Below are 20,285 nucleotides of genomic sequence, written 5' to 3'. Positions count from 1 at the left end.
GTATCGCTGGCCGAGTAACTGTTCCAAAAGGCTTTTTTTCGATCACTCATGATGAAAATCGCTCACGATTCGTTTGCTGGCTCTTCTTAATTCAGCCACAGGCGCTAGCTTTTCGTGACATATCGATGACAGCTCAATGACACTTTTGTGTACGGTCGGGGGAATTGTAAGGTGGCAAGGGTTAAGAAAGGCGTTGGCAAATCCGCGCCACAGTTTCTAGAAGGCGATCCGGCCACCGGCTATCTGCCAGGCCGGAAATGGCCTGTTATCCGCTATGGCCTCGTCAGCCTTCTCGCCGCCACCATCCTGGTTTTTGCGATCGAACTGATCGTGCGCGGCGACTTTGCCGGCACTGTCGGCTTCTTCCTGCAGCCCTTCAAGCCGGGCTGGACCACCATCATCATCTTCGCGCTGATCCTCATCGGCCTCGATGCCGTGCTCGGCCGCAGCCACCAGAGCCTGATGATCGTCGCGCCGCTGACGCTGGCGCTGGCCTTTGTCGGCCACCAGAAATCGCTCTATCTCGGCGATCCGCTCTATCCGACCGATTTCCTCTATTCACGTCAGATCGTGGCGCTGATGCCGCTGCTGGTGCGCGAACGTCCGGGAACCGCCATCGCTTTGGCGGTCGGCATCGTTGGCAGCCTGTCGCTGCTCGTTTATGGCTGGCGGCTGTGGCGCCGCCGGGTACCGGCGCTCGGTCGCAAGGGGCGCCTGGCCCGGCTGACGCTGACCGTGCCGCTGCTCGCCTTCTTCGTGTCGATCATGGATTACGCGACGTTCTCGTGGACCCGCGACCGGCTTCAAATCATCCCGATCATGTGGGACCAGAAGGAAAATTACGCCTCCAACGGCTTCGCACTGGCCTTCGCCCTCAACGTGCCAATGGCCCATGTCCCCGCGCCTGCCGGCTACTCCGACAAGGCGATCGCGGCGATCGAAAGATCTGGCGTGAAGGCATCGGTGCCGGCCGAGAAGCCAGACATCATCATCGTCATGAGCGAATCCTTCTGGGATCCGACCGAACTGCCCGGCGTCACCATCACGCCCGATCCGATTCCCAATGTGCGGGCGCTGCGCTCCGGCCACGTGTTCTCGCCCGAATTCGGCGGCATGACCGCCAATGTCGAGTTCGAGGCGCTGACCGGCTTTTCCAACGCCTTCCTGCCGGCCGGCAGCATCCCCTACCAGCAATATGTCCGCGCGCCGGTGCCGTCGATGGCGACGTTCCTGAAGAGCCAGGGCTATGAGACGCGCGCCATCCATCCGGGCACAAGCTGGTTCTGGAACCGAACGCCGGTCTATGCCGATTTCGGCTTCGATGACTTTAAGTCCGAAGAAAACATGCCATATCTCGAAAAGCGCGGCCCGCTGACGTCGGACGCGGCGATGACCGACGAGATCATCCGCGAAGCCGACGCCACGGACGATCCGTTCTTCTACTTCGCCGTCAGCCTGCAAAACCACGGACCCTATGAACCGAACCGCTATTACAATCCGACCCACAAGGTGCAGGCTCCGACCAGCCAGTGGGCAAAGGATTCGCTGCTGAGCTTCACGGAAGGCGCATCCGACGCCGACAAGAGCCTCGAGCGCCTCATCGAATGGGCGAAGAACCGGCGGCGACCGACGGTCATCGCCTTCTTCGGCGACCATCTGCCGCCGCTCGGTCCGGTCTATGTCGAGACCGGCTTCCTCAAGGATAACGTCGCGCCACGCAAGGAGCCGCCCGACCAGATGCTGCTGCATCACCGAACACCGCTGATCGTATGGTCCAACCGCACCGGTCCGGTCGCGGACATGGGCACTGTCAGTCCAGCCTTTCTGCCCTACCATGTCCTGACCACGGCCGGGATCAGCCACCCCTATTACACCGGCTTCCTCGGCCAGATGCGCGAGCGCTACAGCGTCGTCGACCGCAATTTGTTATTAACGCCGACGGGCGAGGACACGCCCGACTGGGCGCGCAAGAAGCAAATCGACCCGGCGATTCGCGATTTCCGTCTGCTGCAATACGACATGATGTTCGGCAAGCGCCGTGCAGCGCCCGATTTCTTCCCGGAGACGGTGAACAAGCGGGTCCCGCATACAAGCTGAAGATGCGCGACGTGTCGTCCTGAGCGCGGCGGTTTTTCGGCTCGCCCTTGTCTTGCGGCCAAATTCCTGTATAGACGCCCGCAATCTGCCGGTCCTTGCTGGGGGCTGAACGGAGGGCCGGAGGTTTTTCGAAACCTTCGTGTGGAGCCAGAAGCGCTTCCGCCTCCCGTGTCTCCGCTCTCGACCGTCTCGTCATGCTCCTTTCTTCCCCGCCCCGCCAGGGATCGCCGGGTCAGAGAAGTTGCAGAGGCTTTTGCCGCCGGGACCGGGAGAGAAACGAAGAAAGGCAAAGAACAATATGGCTCTTTACGAACATGTGTTTCTTGCCCGGCAGGACCTCTCGCAGCAGCAGGTCGATGCGCTTGTCGAACAGTACAAGGGCGTCATCTCCGCGAATGGCGGGTCCGTCGGCCGGGTCGAGAACTGGGGACTGAAATCCCTCACCTACCGGGTCAACAAGAACCGGAAGGCATACTATACGCTGATGGACATCACCTGCCCGCCGGCCGCGCTCAACGAGATGGAGCGCCAGATGGGCCTGTCCGAGGATGTGCTGCGTTTCCTCACCATCAAGGTCGATGCGCATGAGGAAGGCCCGTCGGCAATGATGCAGAAGCGCGAAGAGCGCTCGGAACGCGGCGGCTTCGGCGACCGTGACCGTGGCCCGCGCTCGTTCGGCGACCGCGACCGCGGCGACCGCCCGCCGCGCAGCTTCGGTGGCGATGGTGCAGACCGTGGCCCGCGCCGTCCGCGCGAAGCTGTTGAAGGGGGTGCAGAATAATGGTCGACATCAACCAGATCCCGACCCGGCGCCCGTTTCATCGCCGCCGCAAGACCTGCCCGTTCTCCGGCGCCAACGCGCCCAAGATCGACTACAAGGACGTACGTCTGCTGCAGCGCTATATTTCCGAACGCGGCAAGATCGTGCCGTCGCGCATCACCGCCGTCAGCCAGAAGAAGCAGCGCGAACTCGCCAGGGCGATCAAGCGCGCCCGCTTCCTCGGCCTGCTGCCCTACGTGGTTCGCTAACACTGATCAGTTGACCATGATCTTATCCGAAAACCGGTTTCCACTTTTCGGGATCATGGTCTAGCCAGCGGGCGGTTCGCCGCCCGCTTTTCCCACGGCGACGGGCGCCGCGGGGTTGCCATCAAATCCCGGGTTGAGGTCAAGACCTCTAACTGCCGCGACAGGCAGGACAGCGACATCGGCGGCGACGCCCTCAGCTTCCTGACCTGTTCCAGACAATTCGGCGTCGATGCCAGTGATTTGGCGCCCAAACGAAGGAACAAAACCATGGAAGTCATTCTTCTCGAACGCGTTTCCCGCCTCGGCCAGATGGGCGATACCGTCAAGGTCAAGGATGGATTCGCCCGCAACTTCCTGCTGCCGCAGGGCAAGGCGCTGCGCGCCAACGAAGCCAACAAGAAGAAGTTCGAAGGCCAGCGCGCCCAGCTCGAAGCCCGCAACCTCGAGCGCAAGTCCGAGGCCATGCAGATTTCGGAAAAGCTGGACGGCAAGAGCTTCATCGCCGTGCGTTCGGCTGGCGAAACCGGCCAGCTCTACGGCTCGGTGTCGACCCGCGACATCGCCGAGTTGCTGACGGTGGAAGGTTTCTCGGTCAACCGCAACCAGATCCTGCTCAACCAGCCGATCAAGACCATCGGCCTGACCAATGTAGCGATCGCGCTGCATCCGGAAGTCGAGGTCACCATCACGCTCAACATCGCCCGCACGGCCGATGAAGCCGAGCGCCAGGCCAAGGGCGAGACGCTGACCACGGCCGAAGCCATCTATGGCGACGACATCAACGACAATGCGCGCCCGGACAACTTCTTCGATCCCAATGCCGAGTTCGAAGGCGGCGAAGACAACGGCTGATTGCACGTCACAAGGCGTCAGAGCGGCGCTTTAAAACGTTTCGTCGGCTTCCAGTCATTTCTGGACCAACGCCCGGGCGCCTCGCCCGGGCTTTTTTGTGCCAAACGGAACTTTTCGACCCCCTATATCTTGATGCAGACTATAGCGCCGCGCGTCGTTTGGACGCGCAAAGGACGCTGCAGGACTTTGGTTCGGCGCATGATCCTTCCGAAATCGATTTCGATTGTCGGGTAATGCGCCGAGACAGCGTGTCTGATCGAGAGGGGACATTTGTTCATGAATATTCTGCTGAAACGCATTCTCGACCGCCTGGTGCGCACCGGCAATCTCAAGGTCACCGGACCGAAAGGCCTCTCCGTGACTTTCGGTGACGGCAGCGGCGATCTGGTGCACATGCACATCAAGACCACGCATGCCGAGCGCGCCATCAGCTTCGATCCGATGCTGGCGGTGCCGGAAGCCTATATGGACGGTGAGCTCGACATACTCGAGGGCGGCGTGCTGGGGGTGATGCGTATCGCCTTCCAGAACATGGACAGCGGCGGCATCGACGCCACCTGGTCGAAGGCGATCGAGGGCCTGCGTCACGCTTTCCGCCGCCTGCAGCAGATCAACACGGCGGCGCGCGCGCGCCGCAACGTGCAGCGCCACTATGATCTGTCAGGCGACCTCTACAGACTCTTCCTCGACGACGACATGCAGTATTCCTGCGCCTATTTCGAGCAGCCGGACATGACGCTCGACGAGGCGCAGGCAGCCAAGAAGCGCCATATTGCGGCCAAGCTCAGGCTGAAGGCCGGCCAGACGGTGCTCGACATCGGCTCCGGCTGGGGTGGGCTCGGTCTCTATCTCGCCAAGTCCTTCGACGTCGACGTGCAAGGTGTGACGTTGTCGACAGAGCAGCATGGCGTCGCCACCGACCGCGCCCATGCGCAAGGCCTGGAGAACCGCGTGCATTTCGAAGTGAGGGATTACCGCGAGCTCAACGAGCGCTTCGACCGCGTCGTCTCGGTCGGCATGTTCGAGCATGTAGGCGTCAACCACTACCGCACCTTCTTCGACAAATCGGCGACGCTCTTGAAGCCGGACGGCGTCATGCTGCTGCACACGATCGCCCGCTCAGGCGCGCCATGGGCAACCAGCGCCTTCATCCGCAAATACATTTTCCCGGGCGGCTACGTCCCCTCGCTCTCGGAAGTGATGCCGGCGATCGAAAAGTCGGGCCTCATCGTCACCGACATCGAAGTCCTGCGGCTACATTATGCCGAGACGCTGAGACATTGGAGCGAGCGCTTTGCCGCCAACCGCGACAAGGCCAAGGCGATCTATGACGAGCGTTTCTGCCGCATGTGGGAGTTCTATCTGGCAGCCTCGGAAGCCGCATTCCGCTGGCAGGATCTGGTGGTCTTCCAAATCCAGCTCGCCAAAAAGAACGACACGCTGCCGATGTCTCGCGACTATATGGCCAAATGCGAGAAGGTGTTGCAGCTGCGCGACATGGGGCATCGCCCAAAAGCCCCTGCCGCCAAGCCCGCCCGGCGCCGCAAGGTGGCGGATATGGAATAGACCGCCGGCGATCACGCCATTGCCGCTTGCCATTGCCGGCCCACACGCTGAAAAAGGTCTCGCCGTCGCCGCGAGACTTTTTTCATGACCTATCTCATCTACATCGTTGCTGCCCTTGCCGAGATCGCCGGCTGCTTTTCGATCTGGGCGTGGTGGCGGCTGGAAAAGTCGCCGCTGTGGCTGGCGCCAGGCCTGGTCTCGCTCGCTTTGTTCGGCTTCCTGCTGGCGCTTGTAGACATCAGTGCTGCGGGGCGCGCCTATGCCGCCTATGGCGGCATCTACATCGCCGCCTCGCTCGGATGGCTGTGGCTGGTGGAAGGCGTGCGCCCCGACCGCTGGGACCTCGCCGGTTCCGCGCTCTGCATCGTTGGCGCCTCGGTCGTCCTGCTCGCACCTCGGAGTGCCTGAGCTATGGAACTGCCTATCCCGCTTCGACAGGGCGTCGAGCGCCTCCTCGAGAAAGTGTCTCTGCCGACGCTGAAGCAAGCGGCAAAAACGCTGTCGGACCGCTATCGCGCCGAACTGCGCGACGGCCGCCTGCATATGGCCGAGGAGATCGCGGTCAAGGCCTATCTGGCGACGCGGCTGCCGGCGACCTATGCCGCCGTCCGTGCCAGTCTCGACGCGGTCAGCGAGGCAAGGCCCGATTATGCACCCAAAACCCTGCTCGACGTCGGCGCCGGCCCTGGCACCGTGCTTTGGGCTGCGCTCGATCTCTGGCCCGACATCGAGCAGGCGGTGCTGATCGAGGCGAGCGCCGCGGTGCGCCGGGTCGGCGCGGCGCTTGCCGCTGAGGCGATGACGGCCAGGGTCGCCTGGCTGGCCGGAGATGTCAGCCTCGATCTCGCCGATCTCAAGCCGGCCGAGTTGGTCACCTGCGCCTATGTGCTGGACGAGATCGGACCAGCGTCGCTGCCAACACTCATCGACCAGCTCTGGCACCTGACCGACGACACGCTGCTGGTCGTCGAGCCGGGCACGCCGGCCGGATGGCAGCGCATCCTTGCCGTGCGCCGGCAGCTGATCGAGGCGGGCGCGCACGTGCTTGCGCCTTGCCCGCACAAGTCACCCTGCCCGCTGGCGCCGCCCGACTGGTGCCATTTTTCGCGCCGTGTCGCGCGTTCGCGCCTGCACCGGCTGGCCAAGGACGCCGACGTGCCATGGGAGGACGAGAAATTCAGCTATGTCGCCGCCTCACGCCAAGCTGCCCCATCCCACGCCGCGCGGGTGATCGCGCCGCCGAAATCCGGTTCCGGTAGAGTTCTGCTCAAGCTTTGCGAAAAGGACGGCAGTGCCGACGAGAAACTGTTCACCAAGCGCGACGGTGAACTGTTCAAGGCGGCGCGGCGGCTGGACTGGGGTGATTCCGCCTAGCGGCTTCGGCCCGAGTCCACTACACACTTGATTTTGTTCTCCATTTGTTCTAGATATCGCACAGAATCACGACTTTACCGAGTCAACCGGAATCGGAGCACGGGAATTCCGTCCTGTGGACGGTTTATCGTTCCTGTGAACAGTGGGCATCAAAGCCGGTTGGACAGGTACTGTTGCAGATATGTCATCACTGATTTTTCCCATTCTGATATCGAGGAGCCGGGATCGAAATCGGGGACATCATGGCAGAAGCAGCGCGAAAATTCGGCGTGACGGAAACACCGCTCTATCGCGAGGCACCGAACAACATTGAGGCCGAGCAGGCGCTGCTCGGCGCCATCCTCGTCAACAACGACGCCTTCTACCGCGTTTCGGATTTCCTGAAATCCGGCCATTTTTACGAGCCGCTGCATCGCAAGATCTTCGAAGTCGCCGCCGAGCTCATCCGTATGGGCAAGATAGCGACGCCGATCACGCTGAAGACCTTTCTGCCGGCCGACGAGAGGGTCGGCGACATGACGGTTGCGCAATATGTGGTACGGCTGGCCGTCGAGGCGGTCACCGTCGTCAATGCCGCCGACTACGGCCGCGCCATCTATGATCTCGCCACGCGACGCGCCCTGATCACCGTCGGCGAAGACATGGTCAACATCGCCTACGACGCGCCGGTCGACATGTCGCCATCCGAGCAGATCGAGGACGCCGAGCGGCGCCTGTTCGAGCTGGCCGAGACCGGCCGCTACGATGGCGGCTTCGAGAGCTTCACCGACGCGGTCAAGACCGCCGTCGACATGGCCAACGCCGCCTATATGCGCGACGGGCACCTGTCGGGCGTCGCCACGGGCCTGCGCGATCTCGACCGCCGCATGGGCGGCCTGCAGCCGTCCGATCTTATCATCATCGCCGGCCGCCCGGGCATGGGCAAGACCTCGCTGGCCACCAACATGGCGTTCAACATCGCCGAAGCCTATGTGCCGGCGCAACAGGCCGACGGTTCGTTCAAGGCGGCAAATGGCGGCGTCGTCGGCTTCTTCTCGCTCGAAATGTCGTCGGAACAGCTCGCCACCCGCATCATTTCCGAACAGACCGAAATCCCGTCGTCGAAAATCCGCCGCGGCGAGATCAGCGAAATGGATTTCGAAAAGCTGGTCGCCTGCTCGCAGACCATGCAGAAGATCCCGCTGTTCATCGATCAGACCGGCGGTATCTCGATCGCACAGCTGTCGGCGCGGGCGCGGCGGCTGAAGCGCCAGCGCGGCCTCGACGTCATCGTCATCGACTATATCCAGCTGATGCAAGGGTCGAGCGCCAAATCCTCGCAGAACCGCGTGCAGGAGATCACCGAGATCACCACCGGCCTGAAGGCGCTGGCCAAGGAGCTTGCCGTGCCGATCATCGCGCTGTCGCAGCTGTCGCGTCAGGTCGAAAGCCGCGACGACAAGCGCCCGCAACTCTCGGATCTGCGCGAATCGGGTTCGATCGAGCAGGATGCCGACGTGGTGATGTTCGTCTACCGCGAGGAATACTACCTGAAGAACCGCGAGCCGAAGCCCGGCACCGACGAATACATCAAATGGGAACACGAGATGAACGAGATGCGCGGCAAGGCCGAGGTTATCGTCGCCAAGCAACGCCATGGACCGACCGGCTCGGTCAGCCTCGCCTTCCAAGGCGAGTTCACCCGCTTCTCCGACCTCGCCGAGGAGCATCATATTGCGGAGAGGTTTGAGTAGCCTCGTGTCCGACGTCGCACCCAAGATGCGGGATAGCAGCGCTCTACGGCGCCCCCCTCTGTCCTGCCGGACATCTCCCCCACAAGGGGGGAGATTGGCCGTCATCTACGCCGGCCCTCTTTTTTGCGACGCTGAAAATTGGCGAAACCCGACGCGCAATCCGATCTCCCCCCAAGTGGGGGAGATGTCCGGCAGGACAGAGGGGGGCGCTGTCCCGCTGCCATATCTGTCATGGGCATCTGCCAAACACGACGCGGGCCACGCCTGATGGCCAAGTCCCGCATCCAGTTCATCTGCCAGAATTGCGGATCGGTGCATCAGCGCTGGGCCGGCAAATGTGATGCCTGCGGCGAGTGGAACACGCTGGTCGAGGAAGGCACGTCCGGCGGCATCGGCTCGGGGCCGGCCAATACCCGCAATGCGCGCAAGGGCCGCGCCGTGGTGCTCACGACTTTGTCCGGCGACATCGAGGATGCGCCGCGCATCGTTTCAGGCATCGGCGAACTCGACCGCGCCACCGGCGGCGGTTTCGTGCGCGGCTCGGCCCTTCTGGTCGGCGGCGATCCCGGCATCGGCAAGTCGACGCTGTTGACCCAGGCCGCCGCAGCACTGGCGTCCAAGGGCCACCGCATCGTCTACGTCTCGGGCGAAGAGGCGGTCGCCCAGATCAGGCTGCGTGCGCAGCGGCTCGGCGTCGCCGATACTCCGGTGGAGCTTGCCGCCGAAACCAATGTCGAGGACATCCTCGCCACCATCGCCGACGGCAGGCGGCCGGACCTGGTGATCCTCGATTCGATCCAGACCTTGTGGACCGACATGGCCGATTCGGCGCCCGGCACCGTCACCCAGGTGCGTGCCGCCGCCCAGGCGATGATCCGCTATGCCAAATCCACAGGGGCGGCGATAGTGCTCGTCGGCCACGTTACCAAGGAAGGCCAGATCGCCGGGCCGCGCGTCGTCGAGCATATGGTCGACGCGGTGCTTTATTTCGAGGGCGAAGGCGGCCACCACTACCGCATCCTGCGCACGGTCAAGAACCGCTTCGGACCGACCGACGAGATCGGCGTCTTCGAAATGTCTGATATGGGCCTGCGCGAGGTCGCCAATCCATCCGAGCTTTTTCTCGGCGAACGCCATGCGAAAGCGCCGGGCGCCGCGGTTTTTGCCGGCATGGAAGGTACCAGGCCGGTGCTGGTCGAGATCCAGGCGCTGGTGGCGCCGTCGTCGCTGGGCACGCCGCGTCGCGCCGTCATCGGCTGGGACGGCGCCCGGCTGTCGATGATCCTCGCCGTTCTCGAAGCCCATTGCGGAGTCCGCTTTGGCACGCATGACGTCTATCTCAACGTCGCCGGCGGCTACCGCATCTCGGAGCCGGCCGCCGACCTGGCGGTGGCGGCCGCACTGGTTTCCTCACTCACCGGTCTTGCCCTTCCCGCCGATTGCGTCTATTTCGGCGAAATCAGCCTTTCGGGCGCCGTGAGGCCGGTTGCGCACGCGCAGCAGCGCCTGAAGGAAGCCGAAAAGCTGGGTTTTGGAAGCGCGGTTCTGCCCTTGGGCAGCGAGGAACTTGCCGGGGGGATAGGGGCCGGCGCTTTCCAGCCCACCGAGCTTGCCGATCTCGTGGCGCGCATAGCCGGCTCACGGCGCAGCCGCGCCGACGAGCAAGAATGACGCGGCTCATGAAGTGGGGCAAAAGACATGCCGATTACGCTGCTTGACGGAATTCTCGTCGGCTTCACCTTGGTCTCGGCGATGCTCGCCATGGTTCGCGGCTTTTCGCGCGAGGTCCTTTCCGTCATCTCCTGGATAGCGGCGGCGGCGGCAGCGTTCTTTTTCTACCAACCGGTCCTGCCTTACGTTCAGCCCTATGTCGACAATGAGAAGATCGCCATGGTGGTGGCCGCCGGCATCGTCTTCATCGTCGCGCTGATCATCGTCTCCATCATCACCATGAAGCTCGCCGACTGGATCATCGATTCCAGGGTCGGCGCGCTCGACCGCACGCTTGGTTTCCTCTATGGCGCGGCGCGCGGCATCCTGGTCGTCGCGGTGGCCCTGCTGTTCTTCAACTGGCTGGCCGGCCCCAAGGCTCCGGGCTGGGTCGCCGATGCCAAGTCGCGGCCGCTGCTCGAATCGATCGGCGCCAAGCTCGAAAGCCTGCTGCCCGAGGATCCGGAAAACGCGATCCTCAACAGGCTCAATCCTAGCCAGCCGGCACCCGAGACCGGCGCCGAGACGCCTCCGGCAGCGGATGCACCCGCGGCGGACGCACCGGCAACCGGCGACGATGCTCCGGCGCCCGAAGGCAGCGACACCAACGCGCCACCAGCCGACAATGCGCCGGCCAATCCGGCGCCGGCAAACTGACGATCATGTGAAGGCCGCAAACTCTACGTTGCTCTCGAGCAGTCATCACACTATATAGCGACTTTAGCGGAGCTGAAGATGGCAGACGCAGACGACGTGCTTTCCGCCGAGGCTGACGATCATTTCCATGACGAATGCGGCGTGTTCGGTATTTTTGGCCGGCAGGACGCCGCGGCTATCGTCACGCTCGGCCTGCATGCGTTGCAGCATCGCGGCCAGGAAGCGGCCGGTATCGTTTCCTATGACGGCACCCAGTTCCATGTAGAACATCATGTCGGCCTGATCGGCGATACGTTCACCAAGCAGCGCGTCATCGATAGCCTGCAGGGCAACCGCGCCATCGGCCACACGCGCTATGCCACCACAGGCGGCGCCGGCCAGCGCAACATCCAGCCGTTTTTCGCCGAACTCGCCGATGGCGGCTTCGCCGTCGCCCACAACGGCAATCTCACCAACGCCATGACGGTGCAGCGCGCGCTTCAGAAACAGGGCGCGATCTTCTCATCGACTTCCGACACCGAGACGCTGCTGCATCTGGTCGCCACCAGCAGGGAACGCGATCTCAACTCGCGCTTCATCGATGCGGTGCGCCAGGTCGAAGGCGCCTTCTCGCTGGTGGCGATGACTTCAAAGAAGATGATCGGCTGCCGCGATCCGCTCGGCATCCGGCCGCTGGTGCTCGGCGATCTCGACGGCGCCTGGATCCTGGCTTCCGAAACCTGCGCGCTCGACATCATCGGCGCGCGTTTCGTGCGCGACCTGAAGCCCGGCGAGATGGTCGTCGTCACCGCCAAGGGTATCGAAAGCCTGTTTCCGTTCGAGCCGCAGAAGACCCGCTTCTGCATCTTCGAATATGTTTATTTCGCGCGTCCGGATTCGTCGGTCGAAGGCCGCAACGTCTACGAGGTTCGCAAGCGCATCGGCGCCGAGCTGGCGCTCGAAAGCCCGGTCGAGGCCGATATCGTCGTGCCGGTGCCGGACAGCGGCACTCCGGCGGCGATCGGCTTTTCGCAAGCCGCGGGCATCCCGTTCGAGCTCGGCATCATCCGCAATCACTATGTCGGCCGCACCTTCATCCAGCCTGGCGATTCGATCCGCCACATGGGTGTCAAGCTCAAGCATAACGCCAACCGCCGCATGATCGAAGGCAAGCGCGTAGTGCTGGTCGACGATTCGATCGTGCGCGGCACCACCAGCCAGAAGATCGTGCAGATGGTGCGCGATGCCGGCGCCAAGGAAGTGCACATGCGCATCGCCTCGCCACCGACGCGTGCTTCCTGCTTCTATGGCGTCGACACGCCGGAGAAGTCGAAGCTGCTCGCGTCGCGCATGTCGGTGGAAGAGATGGCCGAGTTCATCCGCGTCGATTCGCTCGGTTTCCTCTCGATCGACGGGCTCTACCGCGCCGTCGGCGAAGCCGGCCGCGACAATGAGCAGCCGCAATTCTGCGACGCCTGCTTCACCGGGCAATATCCGACCCGGCTTGCCGACTTCGAAGGCTCCGACAATGTGCGCACGCTGTCGCTCTTGGCAGCGGGCGGGGCGTAGAATTTCCAACTCCGGAGCGAGGTGAGACATGAGCACTCGAAGGGGCTTGTGGAAGAACCTCAGTGATTCACTCTCTTTTGCGAAATCCTTGCTCAAAGATCAGATAGATTCCGAGGTCGATATTGAGACGCCTCTTGGTGGCGGGTTTCTTTTTTGCCAAGTGAGAGAGTCAAGGGAGACCCAAAACAGATACGTCGTCGTCAAAGCTATCGGCGGTGATTCAACAGTTTTTGTTCCTCTTGATGAGAATTCCGCCAAGCAGTTGATTTCTTTCCTTCAGCTGTCGTTCTTAGACCAGCAACCTAAGAATAATAACTCATGACCCCTGCCCTCGACCTTTCCGGCCGCGTCGCCGTCGTCACCGGCGCCTCGCGCGGCATCGGCTACTTCATCGCCCTGGAACTTGCCGCCGCCGGAGCGCATGTCATCGCGGTTGCCCGCACTGTCGGCGGACTGGAGGAACTCGACGACCAGATCAAGGCAACGGGCGGACAGGCGACGCTGGTGCCGCTCGACCTCGCTGACATGGCCGGCATCGACCGGCTGGGCGGCGCCATCCATGAGCGATGGGGCAAGCTCGACATCCTGGTCGCCAATGCGGCGGTGCTCGGCGTCATCTCGCCGATCGGCCATGTCGAGGCCAAAACCTTCGAGAAAGTGATGACCATCAACGTTACCTCGACATGGCGGCTGATCCGCTCGGTCGACCCGTTGCTCAGGCTCTCCGACGCCGGCCGTGCCATCGTGCTTTCCTCCAATGCCGCCCATTCGGCGCGGGCCTTCTGGGCGCCCTATGCGGCGTCGAAGGCGGCAGTCGAGACGATGATGCGTTCCTGGGCGCATGAGACGGAAAACTTGGCCCTCAGGGTCAATGCCGCCGATCCCGGCGCCACCCGCACCGCCATGCGGGCGCAGGCGGTGCCCGGCGAGGATCCGGAGACGCTGCCGCATCCCCAGGAGATCGCCAAACGCATCGTGCCCCTGGCCAGCCCGGCGCTCACGGAAACCGGGCTGATCTTCCAGGCCAAGCACAACCGCTTTGTTGCCTACCGGCAGCCGGAGTAGACGCATCGCGCATTTCGACGGAAGAATTGCGCCGCCACCGACGTTATTGGAATGCCAGATTTTCCGAAACGGAGGACCACCATGCGCAGACTGCTTCTCGTCACCGCCGCTGCATCGCTGGCAGCCATCGGCGTTGCATCCTCGCAGGATGCGACGATGAGCTTCTTCGTCACCAGCGTCGGCTCGGGCAAGGGCGCCGATCTCGGCGGCCTCGCGGGCGCCGATGCGCATTGCGCCTCGCTGGCTGAAGCCGCGGGCGTTGCGGGCAAGACATGGCGCGCCTATCTCTCGACCAGCGACACCGATGCGCGCGATCGCATTGGCACGGGACCGTGGTTCAACGCCAAGGGCGTCAAGATCGCCGACGATGTCGCTTCGCTGCATAGCGATGCCAATGCCATCACCAAGCAAACGGCGCTCAACGAAAAGGGCGAAGTGGTCAACGGCCGCGGCGACAAGCCCAACCGGCACGACGTGCTGACCGGCTCCAAGCCCGACGGCACGAAAATTGCCGACCAGACCTGCGGCGACTGGACGCTCAGCGGAGCAGAAGGTGCTGCAATGACGGGCCATCACGACCGCGCCGGTCTCGACGATTCGGCCGCCGCCAAATCGTGGAATTCCTCGCACGCTTCACGCGGCGGCTGCAGTCAGGAGGCACTGAGGAGCACCGGCGGCGACGGCCTGTTCTATTGCTTTGCAGTGAACTGAGCTGCCCAACAAATGCAGGACATCACGCTGGCGTGGCGACCCACCGCGCCAGGCCGCGCTTTCGTCGGTCGCCCAGAATTGATAGGATCGCCCGACTCCCACAACAAACGAGGAAATTTCGATGGCTTCGAGCTTAGCGTTGGTCTGGTATTTGGTGATTGCCGGCCCGCAAGGCGGCATGGTGGTGCTGCCCAGCACGTTCGACACTCGCGAACAGTGTGCCTTCGCCGTCGCCGAATATCAGAAGCAGCCGACGCCGGCAGGCTGGTCGGTGCAGTGCGTGCCGAGCGCCTCGCCGTTCGCCGACGAGGGCGAAAGCGAGTAGCTGGGGGCGCGCGTTTCAACGCTGCGCGCTGACCGTCAGTTCCGGCCTCGTATTGATGGTCTGAAACACCACGCAATACCGTTCGGTCAGCTTGAGCAACGCGTCGACGCGCTCCTGTGGCTCGTCGGTGTCGAGGCCGAAATTCAGCCGGATGGCGCGGAAGCCGACCGGCGCATCTCTTGCCACACCTAAGGTGCCGCGAAAATCGAGATCGCCTTCGGCCTCCACCGTGGCGGCGCCGAGTTTGAACTCCAGCGCCGTCGCCACTGCCTTCAGCGTTACGCCAGCGCAAGCGACCAGCGCCTCCAGCAGCATGTCGCCCGAGCACAGTTCGAGCCCCGAACCGCCGGTAGCCGGATGCAGACCGGCAACGGCGAGCGCCCTGCCGGTCTCGACCTTGCAGGCGATCGACTGGTCGTCGACCGAGCCCTTGGCCCGAAGCGTGATCAGCGCGCGCGATGCGTCGTCGCGATACGCCTCCTTGAGCGGCGCCTGCATGGCCTTTAGTCCGGTCGCGTCCATGTCCAACCCTTTTCGGCAGTCAGCTTTATCGCTCGTCAGGATACTCGAATAGAACCGGCCTCGATTTCACGACATTTGGATCGGACTGACAAGCTGTCCAGACATTGCCGTGTCGTTAGACCTGGTACCCTTTCATGCGGCCTGGGGCCGCCACGCGATGACGCCATCCGTCCGCGCCCGTACCTCGGGTGAGGCCAGGCAGGTGGCGACGGCCTCGTAGCCGGGAGTGCCGGGGTACCGGGCGACGCACGTTGGCGGGCTGTGATTGGCGGGGCAGAGGATGATCGCTTCGTCGGTGCCGACAGCTGCCAGGTCCAGTATCGCGCAGGAGCGCGTGAGCAGAAAAAGTGGTCGACCGCCGGGGCCGCGGCGACGCAAATGGGCGACCAGGGCCTCTTGCGAGGCTTGATCCAGCCCTTGTTCGATCATGTCGACGACCAGGATGGCCGGACCTTCGGCTTCCAATCCGGCGAGTAGAGCGATCAGTGCGTCGGACACCGCGGCGCCGTCCTCGACGAGCCAGGCCAGCGTCTGATCAACCCGCGACCTGAGAGTTGGGTCGGCGTCCACGCGAGCCAAAGCCGCCGCACAGCCATTCGCCAGTCGGTCCAAGCCAAGGAAGGCGGCGTCAGGCAATGTCTCGGCCAGGCGCTGCGCCAGCCGGGTCTTGCCACTGCCCAGCGGACCGATGATGTAGTTCAGCGGTCGGATATGTCCCAGTTCGAACCGCTCGCCGCCCCAAGGCCAGGGAAGGTCGAAAGCGACGCTGAGCGTAGCCTCTGGCGCCATCAGGCGCGCCAGTTCCCCGGCGCTTGGCGCTTCGCCTCGAGCGAGGTCATCCCGGAGGCTGGCGATCTTCTCCACTATGCCGACAAGCTGGCGCAGCCGGCCTTCGAGTGCTGCTTGATGCGCGGCCAGGGCCGGTTCCATGCCCCGGGGATCGCCGTCCAACACTCGCGCCACCTGGGTCAGGCTGAAGCCAAGCGCGCTCAGGGCCGCGATCTCGGCGCCCCGGCTCATCTCGACAGGACCGTAGGCCCGCCATCCGGCCGCGGTACGGATCGGAGCGATCAGGCCGCGCTGCTCATAAAGCCGCAGGGCCTTGGCCGACACCCCGAGCCGGGCGGCGGCTTCGGAAGCGTTCAGGAACTGGGCGGAAGAGCTCATGAATCACCTTGTTGCTGTTGACCGCCTTTCTATCGGGGCTGACCCAGGGGCCGAGTCAACAGGGATGTTCGCGGTTCGCAGGAGCCGTGCGAAAGGGATGGTCACTTCGTGTCGAACTGACACATCGGCTTTGATGAGATGAATCGACTTGCAAAGGGCATTTCCGCAGCGGCGGTAGGATACGGCAACCCTGCTGACAGTATGGTGTCAGGACAAGGCAGCATAGTCTGGTGACATGACCGGATTCCTAACCATGCCTGACACCGCCGCCGAGCGCACCCTTGGCATCATCCTGGTTTCGGCGTCGGCAGCCGTCTTCGGCCTCACCGGCGTATTGACCAAGTCGATCCATGCCGACCCGCTGACCATCACCTGCTGGCGCGGCTTCGTCGGCTCGATCCTGATCAGCCTCTATGTGCTTTGGCGGCGCCGCCAATCCGGTGGGCGTGAAAGCCTGCGCCTCGGCTGGCGCGGCTGGCTGTTGGCGATCGAGGGCGCGCTAGCCAGCATCGCCTTCATCTCGGCGTTCAAGTTCACCTTCGTCGCCAATGTTGCGATCATCTACGCCACTGCGCCGTTCGTCACCGCGCTGCTTGCCTTCATTCTGGTTCGTGAGCGCTTCCGGCTGCAGACGCTTGCCGCCGCCGCCGTGTCGCTCAGCGGCGTGGCGATCATGGTCTGGTCCGGCTTCGGCACCGGCCATCTGTTCGGCGACGGGCTGGCGTTGCTGATGACAATCGGCAGCGCGCTCTACATGATCATGGTGCGCGCATTCCGCGACACGCCGGTGGTGTGGGCCGGGGCGGTGTCGGCATTCCTTTTGTTCGTGCTCGGTTGGTTCGTCACCGATCCATTGGCCGTCTCGGCCAGGGACGCAGTGTTGCTCGTCGCCTTCGGCACGTCGTTCGCGCTGGCCTCTATTCTATGGACGGAGGGCGCGCGGCTCATTCCGGCTGCCGAATCCGGCCTGCTGGGCTCGGCTGAAGTACCGTTCGCGATCCTGTTCGCCTTCCTCTTCCTGGCCGAGATCCCGCCAGCCGCCAGCATGATCGGCGGCGCCATCGTGCTCTGCGCGGTGTTCGCCCATGCCGGGCGCGACTGGCAAGCGGCCAGGCAGCGCTCTGCCTGAGAAAAACCTGCCCCCGAAATAAATTTGCCCAGTGCAAATAAATTAGCAAGGTCATGGAACCATCAACAGGTTCAGGCATTGTTGGCTTTGACGGGTCATCTAAGTCCCCCCAAACCCCTCGGCCCGTCTAACCTATAGCCGATCGCAAGGTCGGCTTTTTCTTTTGCGAAATCAGCTTGGTGCGGCTGCCAAGGCAAGGTTGCCGCTGAACAGCGCAGCCAGATCCTGGGCCGGGGGCTCGGCATCCTGGCGCAGCCGGATGGCGAACTCGGCGGTGGGAACCGGCGGCAGCCCAAGGGCGCGCGGTGCCTCGACGATGCCGGAATGGGCAAAGCGCGCCGTCCGCAGCGTCAGAGCAATGCCGGCATTCACCGCCGTGCGCAGCCCGGCCAGGCTGGCACTCATGCCGCAGGCGCCACAAGGAAAGATCGGCACCGCACTTTTTCATGGCCGGCCAGAGCCAGTAAGGCAAAGGTACCGCACCTCCGCATTGACGTTGAGCCCACTTCGGCTAGGTTCTCATCAAAGCGGTCACGAAGAGCCGCGAGGTTAAAATCTGTTGGGAGAGACGCGGCATGGTCCTGACACTGGCGCTGCTTGCGGGTTTCGTCGCGGCCTGGCTGCTGATCGGCGTGGTGGAAAAATTCCGCCTCGGCCTGCGTTTCACGCAGGCGCTTCTCTATGTGCCGTTCAAGCTCGCCTACCGGATTGCCGATGATCGTATCAAGATCGCCCGAAGAACAGCCGCCCCGGTCATTTACGTCATTTCGCACCAGTCGCGTCTCGAACCGGCGCTGATGCTGTCACTGCTGCCGGAAGACACGCTGCACATCCTCGACGAGGTCTCGGCGCGATCGCCCTGGCTCGAACCATGGCGCGAGCTTGGCCGCACCATCGCTTTCAACGCCGAGCATGTCTTCGTCAGCCGCCGGCTGGTGCGGGTGCTGAAGGGCAAGGGCCGCCTTGCCGTCTATCTGCCGGATGCGGTCGAGCCTGACATCAAGACATTTCGCCTGTTTCGCGCCGTCACCCGCATCGCCATGCAGGCCGATGCCCGCATCGTGCCGATCTTCGTTGCCAGCGCGCGAACGCTGCCGGTATCGCTGACGCCGGCGGACAAGGCGCCGCGGCACTGGTTTCCCCTTCTGTCGATCAGCGTGCTGGAGCCGATGACCATCGCCGAGCTGGTGGCACGAAATCCTGATCAGTCCTCGAACACCAATGCGCTGTTCGACCGTTTCGCCGAAGCCCGGCTTTTCGGCAGCGATCTTGATCGCGGCCTGTTCCTCGCCATGCGCGACGCCGCCGACCGCGTCGGCGCCTCGCATCCAATCGTCGAAGACGTGGTCAGCGGCACGCTGAATTACAGAAAGCTGTTCATCGGCGCGCGGGTGCTGGGCCGCCGCTTCGAGGCGGTGACGGCGCCGGATGAAGCGGTTGGAGTGCTGCTGCCCAACGCCAACGGTGTCGTGCTGTCGCTCGTTGGCCTGTTGTCAGCGAGCCGCGTGGCGGCGATGATCAACTACACCGCAGGCCCGGCCAGCGTCACCGCCGCCGTGCGCACGGCCGAAATCCGCACCGTGGTTTCGTCGCGAGCCTTTATCGACAAGGCCAACCTCGCTGATATCGTCGCGGCGGTGGAAGAGGGCGGCGCCAAGCTGTTATGGCTGGAGGATGTGCGGGCCAGCGTAACCGTGCTGGACAAGCTCGCTGCCGCCTTGCTGTGGCGCTGGCCGCTGCGGCCGCAGAATGCGGCCAAGCCAGCAGTGATCCTGTTCACCTCAGGCTCGGAAGGCACGCCGAAGGCGGTGGTCCTGTCGCACAGAAATCTTCTCGTCAACGCCATGCAGGCTGAGGCCCGCATCACCATCTCGCCGGCCGACATCCTGCTCAACGTGCTGCCGGTGTTCCACTCGTTCGGGCTCACCGGCGGCACCATCCTGCCACTGGTCACCGGCGTGAAACTGTTCCTCTACCCCTCGCCGCTGCACTACAAGCTGATCCCCAAGGTCGCACGCAAGGCAAGACCGACCGTCATGTTCGGCACCGACACGTTCCTCGCCAACTATGCGCGCACCGCCAAGGACGGCGATTTCTCCAGCCTGCGCTTCATCGTCGGCGGCGCCGAGGCAGTGAAACCGGAGACGCGCCGCGTCTACCGGGAGCGCTTCCAGGCCGAGATCATCGAAGGTTTCGGGCTGACCGAGGCAGCGCCCGTCGTTGCCGTCAACACCGCCATCCACGGCCGCGACGGCACGGTCGGGCGACTGTTGCCGGGCATGCGCATGAAGCTCGAGCCGGTCGAGGGCATTAGCGGCGCCGGACGGTTATTGCTCAAGGGGCCGAATTTGATGATGGGCTACATGACCTCAGATCGGCCCGGGGAATTGCAGCCGCTCGACGGCTGGCACGATACCGGCGACATCGTTTCTGTCGACCGCGAGGGTTTCATTACCATTCGCGGCCGGGCCAAGCGCTTCGCCAAGATCGCCGGCGAGATGGTGTCACTGGGCGCGGTCGAGATGCTGGTGCAGTCGCTGTGGCCGGAAGAGCACCACGCTGTGGTGGCGGTGCCGGACAAGCGCCGCGGCGAGCGTATCGTGCTGGTCACCACCGCCGATGAGGCCGACACCGATGAATTGCGCAAATTCGGCAGACAAGCCGGTGCCGCCGATCTGATGGTGCCGAACGACATCGTCAAGGTCGAGGAAATCCCGGTGCTGGGCTCTGGCAAGACCGACTATGTCTCGACCCGCAAACTGGCGATTGACCGACTGGGGCTTAGCGCGGCAGCCTAGCG

Annotated in this window: 20 protein-coding genes; 17 read left to right on the top strand and 3 right to left on the bottom strand. The window is 63.5% G+C overall.

Going from position 1 to position 20,285, the window contains the following annotated elements; translation table 11 throughout:
* The first annotated feature begins 171 nt into the window (after positions 1–171).
* The 15 genes from AC0L16_RS07575 to AC0L16_RS07505 all read left to right on the top strand — a co-directional run bounded on the left by AC0L16_RS07575 (position 172) and on the right by AC0L16_RS07505 (position 14,667).
* Positions 172–2,097 carry an LTA synthase family protein gene (locus AC0L16_RS07575; RefSeq protein WP_473619926.1) on the top strand — a complete coding sequence of 642 codons (1,926 nt, stop codon included), beginning with the start codon at positions 172–174 and terminating at the stop codon, positions 2,095–2,097.
* 298 nt (positions 2,098–2,395) lie between these two features.
* Positions 2,396–2,878, top strand: coding sequence for a 30S ribosomal protein S6 (rpsF, locus tag AC0L16_RS07570; protein WP_027152675.1), 483 nt, complete (start codon positions 2,396–2,398; stop codon positions 2,876–2,878).
* A complete protein-coding gene (rpsR, locus tag AC0L16_RS07565) occupies positions 2,878–3,126 on the top strand; it encodes a 30S ribosomal protein S18 (RefSeq protein WP_027152676.1) in 249 nt (82 codons plus the stop codon). The genes rpsF and rpsR overlap by 1 nt, the downstream gene beginning before the upstream one ends.
* A 267-nt stretch (positions 3,127–3,393) precedes the next feature.
* Complete coding sequence (gene rplI, locus AC0L16_RS07560) at positions 3,394–3,978, top strand: 50S ribosomal protein L9 (RefSeq protein WP_473619925.1); 585 nt, start codon at positions 3,394–3,396, stop codon at positions 3,976–3,978.
* A gap of 276 nt (positions 3,979–4,254) precedes the next feature.
* A complete protein-coding gene (locus AC0L16_RS07555; protein ID WP_473619924.1) occupies positions 4,255–5,544 on the top strand; it encodes a class I SAM-dependent methyltransferase in 1,290 nt (429 codons plus the stop codon).
* Between the two features lie 84 nt (positions 5,545–5,628).
* Positions 5,629–5,952: a YnfA family protein gene (locus AC0L16_RS07550; RefSeq protein ID WP_473619922.1), complete on the top strand. Its 324-nt coding sequence runs from the start codon at positions 5,629–5,631 to the stop codon at positions 5,950–5,952.
* A gap of 3 nt (positions 5,953–5,955) precedes the next feature.
* A complete protein-coding gene (locus AC0L16_RS07545; protein ID WP_473619921.1) occupies positions 5,956–6,918 on the top strand; it encodes a small ribosomal subunit Rsm22 family protein in 963 nt (320 codons plus the stop codon).
* 242 nt (positions 6,919–7,160) lie between these two features.
* Entirely contained in the window at positions 7,161–8,651 is a 1,491-nt protein-coding gene (locus AC0L16_RS07540) for a replicative DNA helicase (RefSeq protein ID WP_473619920.1), read from the top strand.
* A gap of 267 nt (positions 8,652–8,918) precedes the next feature.
* Positions 8,919–10,322: a DNA repair protein RadA gene (radA, locus tag AC0L16_RS07535; RefSeq protein ID WP_473619919.1), complete on the top strand. Its 1,404-nt coding sequence runs from the start codon at positions 8,919–8,921 to the stop codon at positions 10,320–10,322.
* A 27-nt stretch (positions 10,323–10,349) separates the two neighbouring features.
* Positions 10,350–11,018, top strand: coding sequence for a CvpA family protein (locus tag AC0L16_RS07530; RefSeq protein ID WP_473619917.1), 669 nt, complete (start codon positions 10,350–10,352; stop codon positions 11,016–11,018).
* A gap of 78 nt (positions 11,019–11,096) precedes the next feature.
* Positions 11,097–12,566 carry an amidophosphoribosyltransferase gene (gene purF / locus AC0L16_RS07525; RefSeq protein WP_023800717.1) on the top strand — a complete coding sequence of 490 codons (1,470 nt, stop codon included), beginning with the start codon at positions 11,097–11,099 and terminating at the stop codon, positions 12,564–12,566.
* 28 nt (positions 12,567–12,594) lie between these two features.
* Complete coding sequence (locus tag AC0L16_RS07520) at positions 12,595–12,888, top strand: hypothetical protein (protein WP_473619916.1); 294 nt, start codon at positions 12,595–12,597, stop codon at positions 12,886–12,888.
* Complete coding sequence (locus AC0L16_RS07515) at positions 12,885–13,631, top strand: SDR family NAD(P)-dependent oxidoreductase (protein WP_473619914.1); 747 nt, start codon at positions 12,885–12,887, stop codon at positions 13,629–13,631. Before AC0L16_RS07520 ends, AC0L16_RS07515 begins: the two co-directional genes overlap by 4 nt.
* Before the next feature lie 81 nt (positions 13,632–13,712).
* Positions 13,713–14,342 (top strand): hypothetical protein, encoded by a 630-nt coding sequence (locus AC0L16_RS07510; protein ID WP_473619913.1) that lies wholly within the window; start codon positions 13,713–13,715, stop codon positions 14,340–14,342.
* A gap of 121 nt (positions 14,343–14,463) precedes the next feature.
* Positions 14,464–14,667: a hypothetical protein gene (locus tag AC0L16_RS07505; protein WP_473619912.1), complete on the top strand. Its 204-nt coding sequence runs from the start codon at positions 14,464–14,466 to the stop codon at positions 14,665–14,667.
* A gap of 15 nt (positions 14,668–14,682) precedes the next feature.
* On the opposite strand, the gene AC0L16_RS07500 is transcribed toward AC0L16_RS07505, so the two are convergent.
* Positions 14,683–15,189: an OsmC family protein gene (locus AC0L16_RS07500; protein ID WP_473619911.1), complete on the bottom strand. Its 507-nt coding sequence runs from the start codon at positions 15,187–15,189 to the stop codon at positions 14,683–14,685.
* Between the two features lie 132 nt (positions 15,190–15,321).
* The gene (locus AC0L16_RS07495) at positions 15,322–16,356 is read right to left on the bottom strand and encodes a MerR family transcriptional regulator (RefSeq protein WP_473619910.1); all 1,035 of its coding nucleotides are present in this window, start codon (positions 16,354–16,356) and stop codon (positions 15,322–15,324) included.
* A 253-nt stretch (positions 16,357–16,609) separates the two neighbouring features.
* Between AC0L16_RS07495 and AC0L16_RS07490 the strand changes: the two genes are divergently transcribed.
* Positions 16,610–17,485: a DMT family transporter gene (locus AC0L16_RS07490; protein ID WP_473619909.1), complete on the top strand. Its 876-nt coding sequence runs from the start codon at positions 16,610–16,612 to the stop codon at positions 17,483–17,485.
* A 171-nt stretch (positions 17,486–17,656) separates the two neighbouring features.
* Here AC0L16_RS07490 and AC0L16_RS07485 read toward each other — a convergent pair whose 3' ends face one another.
* Positions 17,657–17,890, bottom strand: a complete 234-nt coding sequence (locus AC0L16_RS07485) for a hypothetical protein (RefSeq protein WP_473619907.1) — start codon at positions 17,888–17,890, stop codon at positions 17,657–17,659.
* Between the two features lie 170 nt (positions 17,891–18,060).
* Between AC0L16_RS07485 and AC0L16_RS07480 the strand changes: the two genes are divergently transcribed.
* Positions 18,061–20,283, top strand: a complete 2,223-nt coding sequence (locus tag AC0L16_RS07480; protein ID WP_473619906.1) for an AMP-binding protein — start codon at positions 18,061–18,063, stop codon at positions 20,281–20,283.
* Positions 20,284–20,285: the final 2 nt, after the last annotated feature.

Source organism: Mesorhizobium sp. WSM4848 (assembly GCF_055811375.1).
Note: the sequence above shows the minus strand (reverse complement) of the source record. Positions and strands in the feature narration are given on the sequence as shown.

Coding starts and splice junctions, on each gene's coding strand:
- rpsF (WP_027152675.1), top strand. CDS start 2,396: ATGGCTCTTTACGAACATGTGTTTCTTGCCCGGCAGGACCTCTCGCAG.
- rpsR (WP_027152676.1), top strand. CDS start 2,878: ATGGTCGACATCAACCAGATCCCGACCCGGCGCCCGTTTCATCGCCGC.
- rplI (WP_473619925.1), top strand. CDS start 3,394: ATGGAAGTCATTCTTCTCGAACGCGTTTCCCGCCTCGGCCAGATGGGC.
- AC0L16_RS07555 (WP_473619924.1), top strand. CDS start 4,255: ATGAATATTCTGCTGAAACGCATTCTCGACCGCCTGGTGCGCACCGGC.
- AC0L16_RS07550 (WP_473619922.1), top strand. CDS start 5,629: ATGACCTATCTCATCTACATCGTTGCTGCCCTTGCCGAGATCGCCGGC.
- AC0L16_RS07545 (WP_473619921.1), top strand. CDS start 5,956: ATGGAACTGCCTATCCCGCTTCGACAGGGCGTCGAGCGCCTCCTCGAG.
- AC0L16_RS07540 (WP_473619920.1), top strand. CDS start 7,161: ATGGCAGAAGCAGCGCGAAAATTCGGCGTGACGGAAACACCGCTCTAT.
- radA (WP_473619919.1), top strand. CDS start 8,919: ATGGCCAAGTCCCGCATCCAGTTCATCTGCCAGAATTGCGGATCGGTG.
- AC0L16_RS07530 (WP_473619917.1), top strand. CDS start 10,350: ATGCCGATTACGCTGCTTGACGGAATTCTCGTCGGCTTCACCTTGGTC.
- purF (WP_023800717.1), top strand. CDS start 11,097: ATGGCAGACGCAGACGACGTGCTTTCCGCCGAGGCTGACGATCATTTC.
- AC0L16_RS07520 (WP_473619916.1), top strand. CDS start 12,595: ATGAGCACTCGAAGGGGCTTGTGGAAGAACCTCAGTGATTCACTCTCT.
- AC0L16_RS07515 (WP_473619914.1), top strand. CDS start 12,885: ATGACCCCTGCCCTCGACCTTTCCGGCCGCGTCGCCGTCGTCACCGGC.
- AC0L16_RS07510 (WP_473619913.1), top strand. CDS start 13,713: ATGCGCAGACTGCTTCTCGTCACCGCCGCTGCATCGCTGGCAGCCATC.
- AC0L16_RS07505 (WP_473619912.1), top strand. CDS start 14,464: ATGGCTTCGAGCTTAGCGTTGGTCTGGTATTTGGTGATTGCCGGCCCG.
- AC0L16_RS07500 (WP_473619911.1), bottom strand. CDS start 15,189: ATGGACGCGACCGGACTAAAGGCCATGCAGGCGCCGCTCAAGGAGGCG.
- AC0L16_RS07495 (WP_473619910.1), bottom strand. CDS start 16,356: ATGAGCTCTTCCGCCCAGTTCCTGAACGCTTCCGAAGCCGCCGCCCGG.
- AC0L16_RS07490 (WP_473619909.1), top strand. CDS start 16,610: ATGCCTGACACCGCCGCCGAGCGCACCCTTGGCATCATCCTGGTTTCG.
- AC0L16_RS07485 (WP_473619907.1), bottom strand. CDS start 17,890: ATGAGTGCCAGCCTGGCCGGGCTGCGCACGGCGGTGAATGCCGGCATT.
- AC0L16_RS07480 (WP_473619906.1), top strand. CDS start 18,061: ATGGTCCTGACACTGGCGCTGCTTGCGGGTTTCGTCGCGGCCTGGCTG.